Below are 18,424 nucleotides of genomic sequence, written 5' to 3'. Positions count from 1 at the left end.
GGCATCGATAAGCGATATCTATCGTACCGGACAAATCCTGTATTGGACGCTTATCGATCGCGCGCCTACGCTCTGCGGGAGGCTTGACGCAGGACCGGCCGGGCGCTGCGGCGCATGGCCTGGTCGCCGCGCAGGCAACCCAGGAGACGCACGCATGAACGACACCGCTCGCACGCCGGACACCGGCGCATCCAATATTCCCGATACCCGGGGCATCAATTTCTTCACCGTCGATCCCGATCTCGGCGCGTTGCTGAAGCTGCATCTCGGCGACGCGCACTATGCCGAACTCGAGCCGCGGTTGCACGCGCTCGGCGCGCGCGTGTCGGGCGAACTCGACGAATGGGCGTCGCGCGCGGACAAGCATCCGCCCGTGCTCGAGCATCGCAACCGGCGCGGCGAGGCCGTGCAGCGGATCGACAAGGACCCGGCGTACGTCGCGCTCGAACGCGTCGCGTATGCGGAGCTCGGGCTCGCATCACTGAGCCACAGCGCCGAAACCGTGCCGCCGCTCGTCAAGTACGCGCTGACGTTCCTGTTCGTGCAGGCGGAATTCGGGCTGTGCTGCCCGGTCAGCATGACCGATTCGCTGACGCGCACGCTGCGCCGCTTCGGCGATCCCGCGCTCGTCGCGCGCTACCTGCCGCGGCTCGCCTCGCGCGACTTCGATACGCTGTACCAAGGCGCGATGTTCATGACCGAGCAGGCGGCCGGCTCCGACGTCGGCCGTATCGCGACGCGCGCGACCAGCGAAACCGACGCGCACGGCGAGACCGTCTGGCGGCTGACCGGCGACAAGTGGTTCTGCTCGAACGCGGACGCCGATCTCGCGATGGTGCTCGCGCGGCCCGACGGCGCGCCGGACGGCATCAAGGGCCTCGCGCTGTTCCTGCTGCCGAAGACACTCCCGGACGGCACGCGCAACCGCTACCGGATCGTGCGCCTGAAGGACAAGCTCGGCAGCCGTTCGATGGCCAGCGGCGAGATCGCGCTCGAAGGTGCGCAGGCGTACCTGATCGGCGAGATCGGTCGCGGCTTTCACCAGATGGCCGACATGATCAACATGTCGCGGCTGTCGAACGGCGTGCGCGCGGCGGGGCTGATGCGGCGCGCGCTGAACGAAGCGCTGCACGTCGCCGCGCATCGCGAGGCGTTCGGCCGCAAGCTGATCGAGATGCCGCTGATGCAGCGCCAGTTGATGAAGATGCTGCTGCCGGCCGAGGCCGCGCGCGCGATGTTCATGCAGATCGCGCTGCTGCTGCCGCAGGCCGACGCGGGCGACGAGCAGGCCGCGCGCTGCGTGCGGATCCTGACGCCGCTGATCAAGTTCCGCGCCTGCCGCGACGCGCGCCGCGTGACGGGCGACGCGATGGAAGTGCGCGGTGGCACCGGCTATATCGAGGAATGGAGCGATGCGCGGCTCGTACGCGACGCGCATCTCGGTTCGATCTGGGAAGGCACGAGCAACATCGTCGCACTCGACGTCGCGCGTGCCGCGCAGCGCGAGCATGCGCTCGACGCGCTGCGGACGTTCCTCGGCGATCGTCTGGGCGCGGCGCCGCTGCCCGAGGCGAGCCGCACGGCGCTGCGGCGCATCCTCGTACGGGCATGCGATGCACTTGCGAGGGTGGCCGGGGAAGGCGACGACGCGCGCGTGCGGCAGGCCGCGTCCGCGCTGTACTACGCGAGCGCGGCCGTGCTGATGGCCTGCGAAGGCGCACGGCTCGCGCCGGATTTCCGGCGTCTCGCGCTCGCGCACCTGATCGTGCGGCACAAGCTGCTGCCGGTCGATCCGCTCGCGCCGGCCCCGCGCGACGACGAATCGGCCGCGTCCGATGCGCTGCTGCGTGGCCTGCCGGTCGCGCTCGACATGGCGCTCGACCTGCTGCCGGAGGTCGAGCGATGAACACGACGCGTGGCGCACTGGACGGCCTGAAGGTCGTCGACCTGAGCCGGGTGCTCGGCGGCCCGTACTGCACGCAGGCGCTCGCCGACCACGGTGCGACGGTGATCAAGATCGAGCCGCCCGCCGGCGACGAGACGCGCGGCTGGGGGCCGCCGTTCCTCGGCGACACGGCGTGGTATTTCATGGGCGTGAACCGCAACAAGGAGGGGCTCGCGCTCGACCTGTCGCACGACGAAGGGCGCGCGATCCTGTGGCGCCTGCTCGAAGAAGCCGACGTGCTCGTGGAGAATTTCAAGCCGGGCACGCTTGCGCGCTGGGGATGGACTACGCACGCGACCTGCAGCCGCTTTTCCCGCGCCTGATCCACTGCGCGGTGACGGGCTTTGGCGACGACGGCCCGCTCGGCGGGCTGCCGGGCTACGACGCGGTGATCCAGGCGATGGCCGGGCTGATGAGCGTGAACGGCGAACGCGACGGCGACGCGACCCGCATCGGTTTGCCGATCGTCGACATGGTCACGGGGCTCAACGCGCTCGCCGGCATCCTGCTCGCGCTCGCGGAGCGCGAGAAGAGCGGGCGCGGGCAGTCGATCGACGTCGCGCTGTACGACTGCGGCGTGTCGCTGTTGCATCCGCACCTGCCGAACTTCTTCGGCTCGGGCCGCGTGCCGGAACGCAGCGGCAACGCGCATCCGAACATCGCGCCGTACGACAGCTATCGCACGGCGACCGTGCCGATCTTCCTCGCGGTCGGCAACGACCGGCAGTTCGCGCGGCTCGTCGCGCATCTCGGCGCGCCGGCGCTCGCCGACGATCCGCGCTTCGTCGACAACCGCAGCCGCTGCGCGCACCGGCCCGAGCTGAAGGCCGAACTGGAAGCGCGGCTTGCCGCGCATGCGTGCGAGCCGCTCGCGCGCGACCTGATGGCGGCCGGCGTGCCGTGCGGGCCGGTGCGCACGGTGGCCGACGTCGCGCACGATCCGCATGCGCTGCATCGCAACCTGTTCGTCGAGATCGGCGCGTATCGCGGCACCGCGTCGCCGGTGAAGCTGTCGCGCACGCCGGCCACCTACCGGTCGGCGCCGCCCGCGCTCGGGCGCGATACGCGCGCGGTGCTCGACCGGCTCGGCGTCGATCGCGCGCTTCAGCAGCAACTGCTCGATGCCGGCGTGCTGAAGACGGCCGCCGGCGAGTCGCCGCCCGACTGACACGACGCCGCCGGCCGGCGGCGTGATGCCGGCCACCCGGGAAAGGCGCGCGCGAGTCGCGCCCCCGATCATCACAATATGGAGACATCGATGAGTCGTCCGCAATCCCCGAGCGCCGCGCAGCCGCGGCCCGGCCGCGCCGCCCTCGCGGCGTTCGTCGGCACCACGATCGAGTGGTACGACTTCTACATCTACGGCACGGCCGCGGCGCTCGTGTTCGGCAAGGTGTTCTTTTCGAGCACGATGAACCCCGGCGTCGCGACGCTGCTCGCGTTCGTCACGTTCTGGGCCGGCTTCGCCGCGCGGCCGCTCGGCGGCATCGTGTTCGGCCATCTCGGCGATCGCGTCGGCCGCAAGACCGCGCTCGTGATCACGCTGGTGATGATGGGGCTCGCGACGACCGGCATCGGCCTGCTGCCCGGTTACGCGTCGATCGGCGTCTGGGCGCCGGCGGGCCTCGTCGTGCTGCGCGTGCTACAGGGCATCGCGGTCGGCGGCGAGTGGGGCGGCGCGGTGCTGATCGCGAGCGAGAATGCACCGAAGCATCGCAGCATCCTGTATGCGGCGTTCGCGCAGCAAGGCTCGCCCACCGGCAACCTGCTGGCCACGGCGGCATTCTTCGCGCTGAGCACGCTGCCGGCCCCGTCGTTCCTGATGTGGGGCTGGCGTATTCCGTTCCTGCTGTCGGCCGTGCTCGTGATCATCGGCATGGTGATCCGGCTGAGGCTCGAGGAGTCGGTCGACATGCAGCGCGTGCTCGCGCGCAAGCGCACGGTGAAGCTGCCGCTGCGCGACGTCGTGCGCGACCACTGGGTCGTCGTGCTGCTCGCGGCCGGCACGCTGCCGGTGATCAACGTCACGTATTTCCGCAGCACGTTCGCGCTGTCGTGGGCGACCAAGGAGCTCGGTTACGCGCAGGGCACGTTCCTCGGCATCCTGTCGATCTCGCTCGTCGTGCAATTCCTGATGCAGCCGGTCGGCGCGTGGTTCGTGTCGAAGGTCGACATGCGACGCGCGATGTGCTGGATCCTGATTCCGGAAATCGTGCTGATGCCCGTGATGTTCCATGCGCTCGCGACGCGTTCGTACTGGGTCGCCGTCGCGGGCATGTGCATCTCGACGATTCCGTCGGCGATGTTCTACGGCGCGGTCGGCGGCGTGCTCGCCCGCGTGTTCCCAGCCAACATCCGCTATACGGGCCTGTCGCTCGCGTATCAGTTGAGCGCGCTGGTCGTCGGCGGCGGCACGCCGGTGCTCGCGCAGGCGATTCTCAATGCGACCGGCAGCATCGTCGGCGTCGCGATCGCGTCGGGGCTCTATGCGCTCGTGTCGCTCGCTTGCATGCTGGCGCTGCTCAATCGCACCGGATATCGCGCCGACGAGCTGTCGAGCGCCGAGCGTGGCGATGCGGCAGAGTGGGGCACCGAAGGCGCGAGCGCCGATCGTCCGGTCGGCGAGCCGGCGCAGCCGGACGATCGCGGCACGTTGAAACCGGCGGGTTGAGCGGGGGAGGCCGGAGTGATTCGGCACGCTGGCGATGCGGCGATTCGGTGATTCGGCGCTCCGTCGGCATCGCGCGTCGGACCGAGCACGCGTGGCGCAGCCTCGACTCGTTCCGATTACGCAGCCCAAAAGCAAACGGCACCGTGCGATCCACGGTGCCGTTCGGGCGTTTGCTTCAAGTCACGACGAGATCGGCGCTGCCGGCCGTCGCGAGTCGAGCGTCGCTTAGCCTTCCGTCGGCGGCACGTAGCCGGACGCCTGGTCCGCGCCGTCGCCGAAGAAGTACTTCTCCGTCTGCTTCATCAGGTACTGGCGCGCGCGCGGGTCGGCCATGTTCAGGCGGTTTTCGTTGATCAGCATCGTTTGCTGCTTGAGCCAGCCTTGCCACGCTTCCTTCGAGACGCTCTCGTAAATGCGCTTGCCGAGTTCGCCCGGCAGCGGCGGGAAATCGAGGCCTTCGGCTTCCTTGCCGAGCTTCGCGCATTGGATCATTCGAGCCATCGTGTACTTCTCCTGTAATCGGTGTCTGGGGGGAAGGGCAGTCGTGCCTGCGCTCAGAGCTGCTTCATCAGCACGAGCGACTTGCGCTGCCAGTTATAGAGTTTGCGGCGGTCTTCCGGCAGGTCGTCGACGCTGACCTTGACGAAGCCGCGCTTGAGGAACCAGTGCTCGGTGCGCGTCGTGAGCACGAAGATGTGCGTGAGGCCGCGCGCGCGGGCGCGCTGCTCGATGCGCTTGAGCAGGCGTTCGCCGTCGCCCGAGCCCTGCGCTTCCGGCGCGACCGTCAGGCACGCCATCTCGCCGATCTTCTCCTGCTGGTACGGGTACAGCGCTGCGCAGCCGAACAGCACGCCATCGTGCTCGATCACCGAGAAGTGGTCGATGTCGCGTTCGATCTGGTGGCGGCCGCGCCGCACCAGCGTACCGTCGGACTCGAGCGGCTCGATCAGCGACAGGATGCCGCCGACGTCGTCCGGCGTCGCCTCGCGCAGGCTTTCGAGGTTCTCGTACGAGATCATCGTGCCGACGCCGTCGTGCAGGAACAGTTCGAGCAGCATGCTGCCGTCGAGCGACTGCGGGATCAGGTGCGCCCGGGTCACGCCGCCGCGGCATGCGCGGATCGAGTGCTTCAGGAAGAACGCGTCGTCGCCCTGGATGTTGCCGGAATCCAGCAGCTCGGCCGCCGCGTCGAGCGACATTTCGCGCACCAGCTCGCCTTCGTCGTCGACGATGCCGGGCCCGTCGGTGAGGAAGATGATCTTGTCGGCGCGCAGCGCGATCGCGGCCGCCGACGCGACGTCTTCCATCGACAGGTTGAACGCCTCGCCGGTCGGCGAGAAACCGAGCGGCGACAGCAGCACGAGCTTGCGGCTCGCGAGCGAATGACGGATCGATTCGGCGTCGATCTTGCGCACGATGCCCGTGTGCGCGAAATCGACCCCGTCGAGAATCCCCACCGGCCGCGCGGTCACGAAGTTGCCGGACACGACGCTGATGTGCGCGTGCGCCATCGGCGAGTTCGGCAGACCCTGGCTGATCGCGGCCTCGATGTCGAGACGCACTTCGCCGGCCGCTTCCTTCGCGGATTCGAGCGCGCGCGCATCGGTGATGCGCAGCCCGTGCGAAAACTCGGATTCGACACCGTGCAGGCTCAGCTGCTCCTCGACCTGCGGCCGCGAGCCGTGCACCAGCACGATCTGGATGCCCATCGCCTGCAACAGCGCGATGTCGGAGACGAGCGCATTCAGCAGACCCTGCTGCACCACCTCGCCGCCGAACCCCACGACGAACGTGCTGTTGCGGAACTTGTGGATATAGGGCGCGACGGAGCGCATCCAGTCGACGAACTGCGCGTGGCTGGCGGCCGAATCGTCGGCGGCCGGCGGCGTCGCGGCGCCGGTCTGGGCGGGAGGGAGGTCGGTTTGGGAATTCATGGGCGGGATTATAATGCGCCCCCATGTCGAATGTTTCTAAAAGTCCCGCGCCGACGCGGGCCAATACGCCGTCGGCGAAGCACCCGGATGGTGCGGCCGATGCGCGCGAGCAGCAGGGCCAGCCGCCGCGCCAGCAGCAGGGCACGCCGGCGGGCAAGCCGGCACCCGCACCGCGCGGGCCGCGCAATGACGAACGGCGCGGCGACGCGCGCCAGCCGGCCGTGAAGGGCGCGCCGCAGACAACCGGCGAGCGGGCCCCGCGCCGCGAACGTGCGCCGCGTGCCGCGGTGGCACCGAATCCCGTCCCGCCGATCACGTACCCCGAAAGCCTGCCCGTGTCGGGCAAGCGCGACGAAATCGCGCGCGCGATCGCCGGTCATCAGGTTGTCATCGTCTGCGGCGAAACCGGCTCGGGCAAGACCACGCAGTTGCCGAAGATCTGTCTCGATCTCGGCCGCGGCCTCGGCGCCGGCGGCACGGGCCTGATCGGCCATACGCAGCCGCGACGCCTGGCCGCATCGTCGACCGGCCGCCGCATCGCCGAGGAACTCGGCACGCCGTTCGGCGAGGTGGTCGGCTACAAGGTGCGCTTCACCGACAACCTCGCGCCGGGCGCGTCCGTCAAGCTGATGACGGACGGCATCCTGCTCGCCGAGACGCAGACCGATCCGCTGCTGAAGGCGTACGACACGCTGATCATCGACGAGGCGCACGAGCGCAGCCTGAACATCGACTTCCTGCTCGGCTACCTGAAGGAAATCCTGCCGCGGCGGCCGGACCTGAAACTGATCGTCACGTCCGCGACGATCGACGCCGACCGTTTCGCGCGCCATTTCGGCACCGACGAACGTCCGGCGCCCGTGATCGAGGTGAGCGGGCGGCTGTATCCGGTCGAGATGCGCTACCGCCCGGTGGCCGAGGATCGCCCGGCGGTGAAGAACGCCGAAGGCACCGGCGGCCGCGATCGCGTGAAGACCGCGCGCGAGGCCGAGCGCGACCTGATGGACGCGATCGTCGACGCGGTCGACGAGCTGTGCCGCGAAGGCCCCGGCGACGTGCTGGTGTTCCTGCCCGGCGAGCGCGAGATCCGCGAGGCGGCCGAGGCGCTGCGCAAGCACCATCCGCCGCACACCGAGATCCTGCCGCTGTTCGCGCGGCTGTCGGCGGCCGACCAGGACAAGGTGTTCAAGGCGTCGAACGCGCGCCGGATCGTGCTCGCGACCAACGTGGCCGAAACCTCGCTGACGGTGCCGGGCATCCGCTACGTGGTCGACACCGGCCTCGCGCGCGTGAAGCGCTATTCGTACCGAAACAAGGTCGAGCAACTGCAGGTCGAGTCGATCTCGCAGGCGGCCGCGAACCAGCGTGCGGGCCGCTGCGGCCGCGTGGCCGATGGCGTCTGCATCCGCTTGTACGAGGAAAGCGACTACCAGGCGCGCGCACGCTTCACCGACCCGGAAATCCTGCGCTCGTCGCTCGCGTCGGTGATTCTGCGGATGAAATCGCTGCACCTGACGGCGATCGAATCGTTCCCGTTCCTCGAACCGCCGCCCGGCCGCGCGATCGCGGACGGCTACCAGTTGCTCAACGAACTCGGCGCGGTCGACGACGACAACGCGCTGACGCCGCTCGGCCGCGAGTTGGCGCGGCTGCCGCTCGATCCGCGCGTCGGCCGGATGATTCTCGCCGCGCGCGACCAGCAATCGCTGCGCGAGGTGCTGATCATCGCGAGCGCGTTGTCCGTGCAGGACCCGCGCGACCGCCCGATCGAGGCGCAGGAGCAGGCCGACCAGGCGCACCGCCGGTTCGCCGACGAGCGCTCCGAATTCCTGCAGTGGCTGAAGATCTGGGCGTGGTTCGAAGAGGCCGTCGCGCACAAGAAATCGAATCGCCAACTGATCGACGCATGCCGGCAGAACTTCCTGTCGCACCTGCGGCTGCGCGAATGGCGCGACGTCCATTCACAGCTGCTGACGGTCGTGCGCGAGCACGGCTGGCGACTCAACGAAGTCGAGGCCACCTACGAACAGATTCATCTGGCCCTGCTGACGGGCCTGCTCGGCAACCTCGGGATGAAGGCCGACGACGATCCGCATTACCTCGGCGCGCGTGGCATCAAGTTCTACCTGTGGCCGGGCTCCGCGCTCGCGAAGAAGGCCGGCCGCTGGGTGATGGCGGCCGAACTGGTCGAGACGAGCCGGCTGTACGCGCGCTGCCTCGCGAAGATCGAGCCTGAGTGGGTCGAGAAGATCGGCGCGCACCTGTTGAAGAAATCGTTGTCGGAGCCGCACTGGGAAAAGCGTCCGGCGCAGGTCAGCGCATTCGAGCGCGCGACGCTGTACGGGCTGCCGATCTACCACCGGCGGCGCGTCGCGTTCGGCAAGCAGGACCCGGCGCGCGCCCGCGAGCTGTTCATCCGTGGTGCGCTGGTCGAAGGCGAATTCGACACGAAGCTGCCGTTCTTCGCGCACAACCGCAAGCTGCTCGCCGACATCGAGCAGCTCGAACACAAGTCGCGCCGCCAGGACGTGCTGGTCGACGACGAACTGATCTACGCGTACTACGACCAGGCGATTCCCGAAGGCATCCACACGGGCGCCGCGTTCGAGCGCTGGTATCGCGACGAGGTGAAGAAGGGCGGCCAGGCGGAGGACAAGCAGCGGCTGCTGTACCTGTCGCGCGACGACCTGATGCGCCACGAGGCGGCCGGCGTCACGACCGACCTGTTTCCGAAGCGCGCGACGATGGCCGGCGTCGAGATGGCGCTCACGTATCACTTCGAGCCGGGCACGCCGCGCGACGGCGTGACGCTCGCGGTGCCGCTCTTCGCGCTGAACCAGGTCGACGCGCGCCGTTGCGAGTGGCTCGTGCCGGGGATGCTGAAGGAAAAGGTGCAGTTGCTCCTGAAGTCGCTGCCGCAGAAGCTGCGCCGGCACTGCGTGCCGCTGCCCGAGTACGCGGCCGGCTTCGTCGAGCGGATGGGCCGCGAGCGCTTCGGTGCGGGCGGGCTCGTCGAGGCGCTGATCGCCGACGTGCGCGGCGAGACGCAGGTCGCGATGAAAACGGCCGACTTCAAGCTCGAGACGTTGCCCGCGCACCTGTTCATGAACTTCAAGGTGATCGACGAGCACGGCCGCCAGCTCGCGATGGGGCGCAATCTCGCGCAGCTTCGCCAGGAACTGGGCGCGCAGGCGCAGCAGCAGTTCCAGAAGATCGCGGCGGCGTCGACGATCGCGACCGGCGGCGCCGATGCCGGCGCGGGCGACGCAGGCGATACGCCGGCGCCCGCTGCCGCGCCGGGTTCGGCGGCGAAGGGCGGCAAGCCGGGCAAGGGCGCGGCGCCGCAGACGGCCACCGCGGCGGAAACCGGCGCGACCGCGCTGTACGAGAACCTGACGACGTGGAATTTCGGCAAGCTGCCCGAGCTGCTGGAAATCCGCCGGCGCGGCCAGACGCTGTACGGCTATCCGGCGCTCGTCGACCGCGGCACGCATTGCGACGTCGAGGTGTTCGATTCGCCGGAGGAGGCCGCGCGCATCCACCGGGCCGGCTTGCGGCGGCTGTTCGCGCTGCAGCTGAAGGAGCCGATCAAGTTCCTCGAAAAGAACCTGCCGGGCCTGCGCGAGATGGCGATGCAGTACATGTCGCTCGGCACGCAGGACGAGCTGCGCGACCAGCTGATCGATACGGCGCTCGACCGCGCGTGCCTGCAGGACCCGCTGCCCGACGACGACGCGAGCTTCCACGCGCGCCGCGACGAGGGCCGCAGCCGCCTGAACCTGCTCGCGCAGGAAATCGCGCGGCTCGTCGGGCAGATCCTGGCCGAATACGCGGGCCTCGTGAAGAAGCTCGCGCAGGCGAAGCCGTTCGCGCAGGCCCATGCGGATCTGCAGCAGCAACTGGGCGCGCTGGTCGGCAAGCGTTTCGTGATCGACACGCCTTACGCGCAGCTTGCGCACTTCCCGCGCTACCTGAAGGGCATCGCGCTGCGGATCGACAAGCTGAAGGCCGATCCGGCGCGCGACGCGAAGCAGTCGGCCGACCTGCTGCCGCTCGCCCAGCAGTACCAGCGCGCGGTGTCGCAGCGCGGCGGCGTCGCCGATGCGCGGCTCGCGGAATTCCGCTGGCTGCTCGAGGAACTGCGAATTTCGCTGTTCGCGCAGGAACTGCGCACGCCAATGCCGGTCTCTGTCAAGCGTCTGCACAAGGTCTGGGAGTCGATGCAGCGCTAGCGCAACTTCGATGGGCCGGGCCGGCCTCGGCGGCCGGCCCCGGTCGGCCGCACGGCGCCTGCCGCGGCGGCTCGTCCGGCAGGCGGGGCGTGCGTCGAAGCGGCGCAATGCCGGCCTGGGTCAACCGGCGGGGCCCGCCGAACGTTCTACAATGACTGCTGTTCCACGACGTGAGTCTTCATGCGCACTTTCCTTTCCCTCGGCCGCACGCTCGCGCTGGCCGCCGCCGTCCTGGCGCCCGCCGCCCACGCGAATAACGTGATCGTTCTCAACTCGGCCGAAGCGACGCTTTCCCTGATCGACCAGCAGACCCGCGAAGTCGTTTCCACGATGCCGACCGGCAAGGAACCGCACCATTTGATGGCGACGCCCGACAACGCGTCGCTGATCGTCGCAAATTCGGTCTCGAACAGCCTGATGTTCCTCGATCCGAAGACGGGCACGCTGCAGCGCACCGTCGAAGGGATCGACGATCCTTACCAGCTCGGTTTCTCGCCCGATCGCAAGTGGTTCGCGGCGGCCGGCCTGCGGCTCGACCGCGTCGACATCTACGGCTACGACGGCCGCGACCTGAAGCTCGTGAAGCGCGTGCCGCTCGCGGTGATGCCGAGCCACCTCGCGTTCACGAAGGACAGCAAGACGCTGCTCGTGTCGCTGCAGGTGTCCGGCGAGATCGCGGCGATCGACCTGCCCACGCAGACGGTCAAATGGAAGATGAAGGTCGGCAAGGTGCCGGCCGGCCTGTGGCTCACGCCGGACGACAAGTTCCTGCTCGTCGGGATGACCGGCGCGGATTATGTCGCGGTCGTCGACTGGCGCAACCAGAAGGTCGTCAAGCAGATCTACACGGGCAAGGGCGCGCACAACTTCCGCTCGCTCGCCGACGGCACGCACGTCGCGGTGACGAACCGCGTCGCGAACACGATCAGCATCATCGACGAGAACACGCTCACCAACGTCGGCGACATCACGGGCCTGTTGCCGGGCCCCGACGACATGGAGCTGTCCGCCGACAAGAAGACGCTGTGGGTGACGTTCCGTTTCGCGAAGAAGGTCGGGATCATCGACCTGGCCTCGCGCAAGCTGGTGCAGACGATCGCCGTCGGCCGCTCGCCGCACGGCATCTACTTCTACGACCGCGCGCCGTGGAGAGCGGCGAACGGCGCGTGACGGGCGGAGGCGAACGATGCTGCACCTGATCGATGCGTTCGTGTCGGACATCCAGACCTGGCTGTACGTCGACGTCGTGCAGCCGCTCCTCTTCAAGTTCAACCTGATGGACTATGACGAGGACACCTACGACGCGCTGTACTGGGTGATCATCGGCGCGCTGCAGATGGTGCTGATGTTCGCGCTGCTGCGCCCGCTCGAGGCGCTGCTGCCGGTCGAGCGCTGGAAGAACCGCCGCGCGGTGCGGGTCGACGTGATCTACACGGCGATCTCGAAGCTCGGCATCTACACGCTGTTCTTCTTCTTCGCGCTGCAGCCGGTGTTCGACAACTTCCAGGCGTGGCTGCGCCTGCACGGTGTCGCGAACGTCAACCTCGACTATCTGTGGCCGGGCGTGACCTCGCAGCCGATCGTCGCGTTCGCGATCTACCTCGTCGTGCTCGATTTCGCCGGCTACTGGTATCACCGCTGGCAACACAAGTTCGGCGTCTGGTGGGAGCTGCACGCGGTCCATCACAGCCAGCGCCAGATGTCGCTGTGGTGCGACGACCGCAACCACCTGCTCGACGACGTGCTGCAGTCGTGCTTCTTCGCGGCGATCGCGCTCGTGATCGGCGTGACGCCGTCGCAGTTCGTCGTGCTCACCGCGGTCACGAACTTCGTGCAGAGCATCCAGCATACGAATGCGCGGCTGTCGTTCGGCTGGCTCGGCGAGCGCCTGCTCGTCAGCCCGATCTTCCACCGCCGCCACCATGCGGTCGGCTACGGCCACGAAGGCACCAAGTACGGCTGCAACTTCGGCGTGCTGTTCCCGTGGTGGGACATGATGTTCGGCACCGCGTCGTGGAGCCGCACGGTCGAGCCGACCGGCATCCGCGAGCAGGTCGAGGGCGTGTCCTATGGCGACGGCTTCTGGTCGCAGCACGGCCTGGCGTTCGTGCGGATCTTCCGGCGCCTGTTCCCCGCCAAGCGCGGCGCGGCGTCGGCCTGATCCCCTCCGGCCGTTCTCCCGTTGAACGACCCTTCCACGCGGCCCGCATGCGCTTTGGCGCATGCGGGCCGCGTGGTTTATCCTTTCCCCGTTTTTCTCCGTCAATCCAGATTCCATAGGCTCGCATGAACGACTTGCTGCGTTCCTTCGTCCGGGCGCTCGCCAGCGCGCTGCACCCGCGCATGCTGTGGCTCACCCTGATGCCGTTCGTCGTGTCGGCGCTGCTGTGGGGCGCCGTGCTGTGGTTCTCGTGGCAGACGCTGCTGGACCTCGCGCGCGGCGCGCTCGACGGCTTCGTGCTGACGGCCATGCTGTACCGCGCATTCGACGCGATCGGCATGTCGCAACTGCATGCGGTCGTCGCGCCGTTCGTGGTCGTGTCGCTCGCGATCCCGCTGATCGTGCTGACCGTGCTGCTGCTGATCGCGACGATCTCGATGCCGGTCGTGATCAAGCACCTGTCGAATCGCCAGTTCGCGGCACTCGAAGCGAAGCGGGGCGGCACCTTCTTCGGCAGCGTGGTCAATTCGCTCGGCGCGGCGATCGTCGGCGTCGTGCTGCTCGTCGTCACGATCCCGCTGTGGCTGATTCCGCCGTTCTTCGCGCTGCTGCCGCCGGTGATCTGGGGCTGGCTCACGTACCGCGTGATGACCTACGACGCGCTCGCGCTGCACGCGAGCCGCGACGAGCGCCGCGCGCTGGTGCGCCGGCACCGCTGGCCGCTGATCGGCATCGGCGTCGCGACCGGGCTGCTCGGCACCGTGCCGACCTTCGTGTGGGTCTCGTCGGTCTGGATGATGGTGCTGTTTCCGTTCGTCGCGGCCGCCATGATCTGGGTTTACGCTTTCATCCTCGTCTTCTCGGCGCTGTGGTTCGGGCACTACTGCCTGCGCGCGCTGGAGGACCTGCGCGCGAGTGCGCGCGCCACCGCAATCGACATGGGGCAGGCATGAGCATCGGCATCATCATCATCGGCGACGAAATCCTTTCGGGCCGTCGGCAGGACAAGCATCTGGCGAAGATCATCGAGCTGCTCGGCGCGCGCGGCCTCGCGCTCGACTGGGCCGAATACGTCGGCGACGATCCGGCGCGTATCACCGCGACGCTCGCACGCGCGATCGCGTCGGGCGACATCGTGTTCTCGACGGGCGGGATCGGCGCGACGCCGGACGACCATACGCGCCAGTGCGCGGCCGCCGCGCTCGGCGTGCCGCTCGAGCTGCATCCGGAGGCGAAGGCGTTGATTTCGGAGCGCATTCGCGAAACGCATACCGATCCGGCCGCGCCGGTCGATTTCGATTCCCCGGAGAACCAGCATCGCTTCAACATGGGCGTGTTCCCGGCGGGCGCGACGATCATCCCGAACGGCTACAACCGGATTCCCGGCTTCTCGGTCGGCGATCTGCATTTCGTGCCGGGCTTCCCGGTGATGGCGTGGCCGATGATCGAATGGGTGCTCGATACGAAGTACGCGCACCTGCATCACGCGACGCCGCATGCCGAGCGCTCGCTGTACGTGTTCGAGCTGCCGGAATCGACGCTCACGCCGTTGATGGAGAAGATCGAGCGCGATTTCCCCGGTGTGCGCGTGTTCAGCCTGCCGAGCGTCGGCGACGCGGAGCGCGGGGGCATCTATGCGCGCCGTCACATCGATCTCGGCGTGAAGGGCGAGCCGGAAGCGGTCGCGGCCGCGTTCGTGAAGCTGCGCGAAGGCGTGCACCTGCTCGGCGGCGACGTCGTCGAGCCCGATACGCCGCGCGCCTGAGCGGCCTGCCACGCCGCCTTGTCAAAAGCAACGGGCCGCGCAACGCGGCCCGTCATCGGCATGTCATCGCCCGGCTCGACGATGAGGTCGTCGCAGCCGGCGTGAGCGGCGCGCGCTCAGGCGCCGATCCACGGCAGTTTGCGGAAGCACCAGCCGTCGACCGTCTTGCGGTGGCCTTCGGCGTCCTTCGCGCCTTCGAAGCCTTCGAGCAGGTCGAACGCCTTCGTGAAGCCGGCCTGCGCGGACGCGACCGCGGCGAGCTTCGAGCGCGCGGCGCTGCGGCACAGGAACAGCATGGGCGTATCGGCCGGGAGGGCCGCCTTCAGTTCGTTGACGAATTCGGCGTTCGGCACGCCGCCCGGGTAACGCGTCCATTCGAGGTGCAGGTACTGGCCGTCGCCGACGAGCGGGCGGCCGATCCAGTCGAGCTCGGCGCGGGTGCGCACGTCGACGAGGCGCGCCGACGGGTCGAGCTGCAGCAGTTCGAATGCTTCAACGGGCAGCAGCGCGCCGGCATAGTTGAGCGCGCCTTGTGCGCGGCGTTCGTCGGCCTTCGCGTAAAGCTGGTCCAGCGTACTCATGGCAGGGAGTCTCCGTATCGGTCAAACGATCATTCTAGCGCGACGTCGCGGCATGGACGTCCGCCTGCGACACGGTGCATGGGCCGTACACGCGCTCACCAAAAGAGTGCAGAATGGCGTGAATGCACCAAAATAACTCGCTCGAAGCGACGGGGCTCGATGGTTGCACCACGTCGGTGCTTTCGGGGCGGGGCCGACGGCGGGTAAAGCCCCGGAATCGCGCAGCGCAGCCCTGTCGTGGCGAGCCCTGACGCGATTCGCGCCGATCCTGCATGAAGGTGGCACGGAAGCTGCTATATAGAATTCGGTCGAATCGGGGCGCGCTGCGCCAAAGCAAGACCCCGATCAGCTCGATAAACGAGGCGGTTTCCCAGTCCGCCGGAATTGTTCAATCAGGAGAAGAGGTTATGAGTAAAACCGTCGCCGACGTCATGCAGCTCGTGAAGGACGAGGACGTCAAGTTTGTCGATTTCCGCTTCACGGATACGCGCGGCAAGGAACAGCACGTGTCGGTGCCGGTTTCGGCGTTTGACGAAGACAAGTTCGAAAGCGGCCATGCATTCGACGGTTCGTCGATCGCGGGCTGGAAGGGCATCGAGGCGTCGGACATGCTGCTCATGCCGGACCCGACCGCTGCCTTCGTCGACCCGTTCTACGAAGAGTCGACCCTCGTGCTGACCTGCGACGTGGTCGAGCCGGCCGACGGCAAGGGCTACGAGCGCGACCCGCGTTCGCTCGCGAAGCGCGCGGAAGCCTACCTGAAGAGCACGGGTATCGGCGACACGGCGTACTTCGGTCCGGAACCGGAATTCTTCATTTTCGACTCGGTCCAGTGGAACACGGACATGTCGGGCTGCTTCGTGAAGATCAACTCGGAAGAAGCACCGTGGTCGGCCGGCAAGGAATTCGAAGGCGGCAACACCGGCCACCGTCCGGGCACGAAGGGCGGCTACTTCCCGGTCGCGCCGGTCGACACGTTCCAGGACATGCGTTCGGAAATGTGCCTGCTGCTCGAGCAGCTCGGCATCCCGGTCGAAGTGCACCACCACGAAGTGGCGGGCCAGGGCCAGAACGAAATCGGCACGAAGTTCTCGACGCTGGTTCAGCGCGCCGACTGGACGCAATGGTCGAAGTACATCATCCATAACGTCGCGCACTCGTACGGCAAGACGGCGACGTTCATGCCGAAGCCGGTCGTCGGCGACAACGGTTCGGGCATGCACGTTCACCAGTCGATCTGGAAGGACGGCCAGAACCTGTTCGCGGGCAACGGCTACGCCGGCCTGTCGGAACTGGCGCTGTTCTACATCGGCGGCATCATCAAGCACGCCCGTGCGCTGAACGCGATCACGAACCCGACGACGAACTCGTACAAGCGTCTGGTCCCGCACTTCGAAGCACCGGTCAAGCTCGCCTACTCGGCACGCAACCGTTCGGCATCGATCCGCATTCCGCACGTGTCGAACCCGAAGGGCCGCCGTATCGAAACGCGCTTCCCGGACCCGATGGCGAACCCGTACCTGTTGTTCTCGGCGCTGATGATGGCCGGCCTCGACGGGATCCAGAACAAGATCCATCCGGGCGAAGCAGCCGACAAGAACCTGTACGACCTGCCGCCGGAAGAGGATGCAAAGATCCCGACCGTCTGCGCAGGCCTCGACCAGGCACTGGAAGCGCTCGACAAGGATCGCGAGTTCCTGACCCGTGGCGGCGTGTTCACGGACAGCATGCTCGACGCGTACCTCGCGCTGAAGGAGCAGGAGCTGGCGAAGTTCCGCATGACGACGCACCCGATCGAGTTCGAGATGTACTACTCGCTCTAATCGGCGATGGCGCTTCGATTCAGCGCCGTCATGCCGGTTCGTTCCCGTCGCGCGGCTGGCGGCGGGAACGGCGGAGTCTGAAAGGGGACGGCGTCCGGCCGTCCCTTTTTTGTTCCGACGATTTTCATTTTCTGGCCCGGTGAGGCGCGACAAGCACGCAGATGGTTCTGAAGAATCTGATCAAGGCGAAAACGGGGCAACCCGAACGACTGACGGACGACGAGCGGCTCGCGCGCTCGGGTCTGCTGGCGGGGCTCGAAGCGCTGCCGACGGTCGTGATCGTGCTCGACCGCAAGACGCTGCGGGTCGCGTTCGCGAACCCGTCCGCGGAGGCGATGCTCGACATCTCGCGGCGGCAGCTCGCGCAGCGGCCGTGGGGCGAGATTTTCCCGAACGCGAACGAGCTTGCGTCGACGATCACCGCGATCGGCCAGGAACGCTTTCACGCGACGCACCTCGATACCGTGCTCGACCGGCCCGGCCGCGAACCGCTGCACGTGCATGCGATCGTCGGCTTCCTCGAGAGCGCGCCCGATTTCGTGCTCGTCGAGCTGTTCGAGAACGAACGGCAGTCGCGCACCGATCGGGAAGAGCGCATCCACGACCTGACCGCGGTCAACAAGCAACTGATCCGCAACCTCGCGCACGAGATCAAGAACCCGCTCGGCGGCATTCGCGGCGCAGCCCAGCTGCTCGAATTCGAACTGGGCGAGCGCGAGCGCGGCGAGTTGCGCGAATACACGCAGGTGATCATCAAGGAATCCGATCGCCTGCAGACGCTCGTCGACCGGCTGTTGGAGCCGCACCGGCATCCGCACATCGTCGGCGACGTGAACATTCATGAAGTGTGCGAACGCGTGCGCGCGGTGATGCTCGCGGAATTTCCGCGCGGGCTCACGATCGAGCGCGATTACGACGTGAGCGTGCCCGACCTGCGCGGCGACAAGGAGCAGTTGATCCAGGCGCTGCTCAACATCGTTCGCAACGCCGCGCAGGCGCTGCGCGAGCGGATCGCGCAGGGCGACGCGAAGATCGAGCTGCGCACGCGCATCGCGCGCAAGATCACGATCGCGAAGCGCCTGTACAAGCTGGCACTGGACTTGCACGTGGTCGACAACGGGCCCGGCATTCCGGAAGAGATCCGCGACCGGATCTTCTATCCGCTCGTGTCCGGACGCGACGACGGCAGCGGCCTCGGCCTCACGCTCGCGCAGACGTTCGTGCAGCAGCACGACGGGATGATCGAGGTCGAAAGCCGGCCCGGACGTACCGAATTTCAGATTCTGCTGCCGCTCGACCATTGAGCGGCAGC

12 protein-coding genes and 1 pseudogene are annotated in these 18,424 nt (G+C 67.8%); 10 read left to right on the top strand and 3 right to left on the bottom strand.

Annotated features, from left to right (window positions below; translation table 11 throughout):
- The first annotated feature begins 154 nt into the window (after positions 1-154).
- From SY91_RS14000 to SY91_RS13990, 3 genes and pseudogenes are all read left to right on the top strand, one after another.
- A complete protein-coding gene (locus SY91_RS14000) occupies positions 155-1,906 on the top strand; it encodes an acyl-CoA dehydrogenase family protein (protein ID WP_023478007.1) in 1,752 nt (583 codons plus the stop codon).
- Positions 1,903-3,113 (top strand): annotated as a pseudogene (locus tag SY91_RS13995) (CaiB/BaiF CoA transferase family protein). The gene SY91_RS14000 and the pseudogene SY91_RS13995 overlap by 4 nt, the downstream one beginning before the upstream one ends.
- 90 nt (positions 3,114-3,203) lie before the next feature.
- On the top strand, positions 3,204-4,616 hold the full coding sequence (locus tag SY91_RS13990) for an MFS transporter (protein WP_023478005.1): 1,413 nt from the start codon (positions 3,204-3,206) through the stop codon (positions 4,614-4,616).
- A 225-nt stretch (positions 4,617-4,841) separates the two neighbouring features.
- Here the strand turns inward: SY91_RS13990 and SY91_RS13985 are convergent, their stop codons facing one another.
- Entirely contained in the window at positions 4,842-5,117 is a 276-nt protein-coding gene (locus tag SY91_RS13985; RefSeq protein WP_006478357.1) for an oxidative damage protection protein, read from the bottom strand.
- 53 nt (positions 5,118-5,170) lie between these two features.
- The gene (argA, locus tag SY91_RS13980) at positions 5,171-6,550 is read right to left on the bottom strand and encodes an amino-acid N-acetyltransferase (protein WP_006497806.1); all 1,380 of its coding nucleotides are present in this window, start codon (positions 6,548-6,550) and stop codon (positions 5,171-5,173) included.
- Positions 6,551-6,573: 23 nt separating this feature from the next.
- Between argA and hrpA the strand changes: the two genes are divergently transcribed.
- From hrpA to SY91_RS13955, 5 genes are all read left to right on the top strand, one after another.
- Positions 6,574-10,782, top strand: coding sequence for an ATP-dependent RNA helicase HrpA (hrpA, locus tag SY91_RS13975; RefSeq protein ID WP_124591789.1), 4,209 nt, complete (start codon positions 6,574-6,576; stop codon positions 10,780-10,782).
- 180 nt (positions 10,783-10,962) lie between these two features.
- Positions 10,963-11,952 carry a beta-propeller fold lactonase family protein gene (locus SY91_RS13970; RefSeq protein WP_023477464.1) on the top strand — a complete coding sequence of 330 codons (990 nt, stop codon included), beginning with the start codon at positions 10,963-10,965 and terminating at the stop codon, positions 11,950-11,952.
- Positions 11,953-11,968: 16 nt separating this feature from the next.
- On the top strand, positions 11,969-12,943 hold the full coding sequence (locus SY91_RS13965) for a sterol desaturase family protein (RefSeq protein WP_023477463.1): 975 nt from the start codon (positions 11,969-11,971) through the stop codon (positions 12,941-12,943).
- Between the two features lie 125 nt (positions 12,944-13,068).
- On the top strand, positions 13,069-13,896 hold the full coding sequence (locus tag SY91_RS13960) for an EI24 domain-containing protein (protein ID WP_006478362.1): 828 nt from the start codon (positions 13,069-13,071) through the stop codon (positions 13,894-13,896).
- Positions 13,893-14,708: a competence/damage-inducible protein A gene (locus SY91_RS13955; RefSeq protein ID WP_006478363.1), complete on the top strand. Its 816-nt coding sequence runs from the start codon at positions 13,893-13,895 to the stop codon at positions 14,706-14,708. Before SY91_RS13960 ends, SY91_RS13955 begins: the two co-directional genes overlap by 4 nt.
- 116 nt (positions 14,709-14,824) lie before the next feature.
- Here SY91_RS13955 and SY91_RS13950 read toward each other — a convergent pair whose 3' ends face one another.
- On the bottom strand, positions 14,825-15,289 hold the full coding sequence (locus SY91_RS13950; RefSeq protein WP_023477462.1) for a rhodanese-like domain-containing protein: 465 nt from the start codon (positions 15,287-15,289) through the stop codon (positions 14,825-14,827).
- Between the two features lie 407 nt (positions 15,290-15,696).
- Between SY91_RS13950 and glnA the strand changes: the two genes are divergently transcribed.
- Both glnA and glnL read left to right on the top strand, forming a co-directional pair.
- A complete protein-coding gene (glnA, locus tag SY91_RS13945) occupies positions 15,697-17,112 on the top strand; it encodes a type I glutamate--ammonia ligase (protein WP_011549441.1) in 1,416 nt (471 codons plus the stop codon).
- 161 nt (positions 17,113-17,273) lie between these two features.
- On the top strand, positions 17,274-18,416 hold the full coding sequence (glnL, locus tag SY91_RS13940) for a nitrogen regulation protein NR(II) (protein WP_006478366.1): 1,143 nt from the start codon (positions 17,274-17,276) through the stop codon (positions 18,414-18,416).
- Positions 18,417-18,424: the final 8 nt, after the last annotated feature.

Origin of the sequence: Burkholderia cenocepacia, from assembly GCF_014211915.1 — a bacterium.
Taxonomy (GTDB): domain Bacteria; phylum Pseudomonadota; class Gammaproteobacteria; order Burkholderiales; family Burkholderiaceae; genus Burkholderia; species Burkholderia orbicola.
The sequence above is the reverse complement of the archived record's forward strand: the minus strand, read 5'-3'. Positions and strand labels throughout refer to the sequence as shown.

Excerpts from the sequence above, each read along its gene's own strand:
- glnA (WP_011549441.1), top strand. The coding sequence starts at position 15,697 with ATGAGTAAAACCGTCGCCGACGTCATGCAGCTCGTGAAGGACGAGGAC.
- SY91_RS13985 (WP_006478357.1), bottom strand. The coding sequence starts at position 5,117 with ATGGCTCGAATGATCCAATGCGCGAAGCTCGGCAAGGAAGCCGAAGGC.
- SY91_RS13965 (WP_023477463.1), top strand. The coding sequence starts at position 11,969 with ATGCTGCACCTGATCGATGCGTTCGTGTCGGACATCCAGACCTGGCTG.
- hrpA (WP_124591789.1), top strand. The coding sequence starts at position 6,574 with ATGTCGAATGTTTCTAAAAGTCCCGCGCCGACGCGGGCCAATACGCCG.
- SY91_RS13990 (WP_023478005.1), top strand. The coding sequence starts at position 3,204 with ATGAGTCGTCCGCAATCCCCGAGCGCCGCGCAGCCGCGGCCCGGCCGC.
- SY91_RS13950 (WP_023477462.1), bottom strand. The coding sequence starts at position 15,289 with ATGAGTACGCTGGACCAGCTTTACGCGAAGGCCGACGAACGCCGCGCA.
- glnL (WP_006478366.1), top strand. The coding sequence starts at position 17,274 with ATGGTTCTGAAGAATCTGATCAAGGCGAAAACGGGGCAACCCGAACGA.
- SY91_RS13970 (WP_023477464.1), top strand. The coding sequence starts at position 10,963 with ATGCGCACTTTCCTTTCCCTCGGCCGCACGCTCGCGCTGGCCGCCGCC.
- SY91_RS14000 (WP_023478007.1), top strand. The coding sequence starts at position 155 with ATGAACGACACCGCTCGCACGCCGGACACCGGCGCATCCAATATTCCC.
- SY91_RS13960 (WP_006478362.1), top strand. The coding sequence starts at position 13,069 with ATGAACGACTTGCTGCGTTCCTTCGTCCGGGCGCTCGCCAGCGCGCTG.
- argA (WP_006497806.1), bottom strand. The coding sequence starts at position 6,550 with ATGAATTCCCAAACCGACCTCCCTCCCGCCCAGACCGGCGCCGCGACG.
- SY91_RS13955 (WP_006478363.1), top strand. The coding sequence starts at position 13,893 with ATGAGCATCGGCATCATCATCATCGGCGACGAAATCCTTTCGGGCCGT.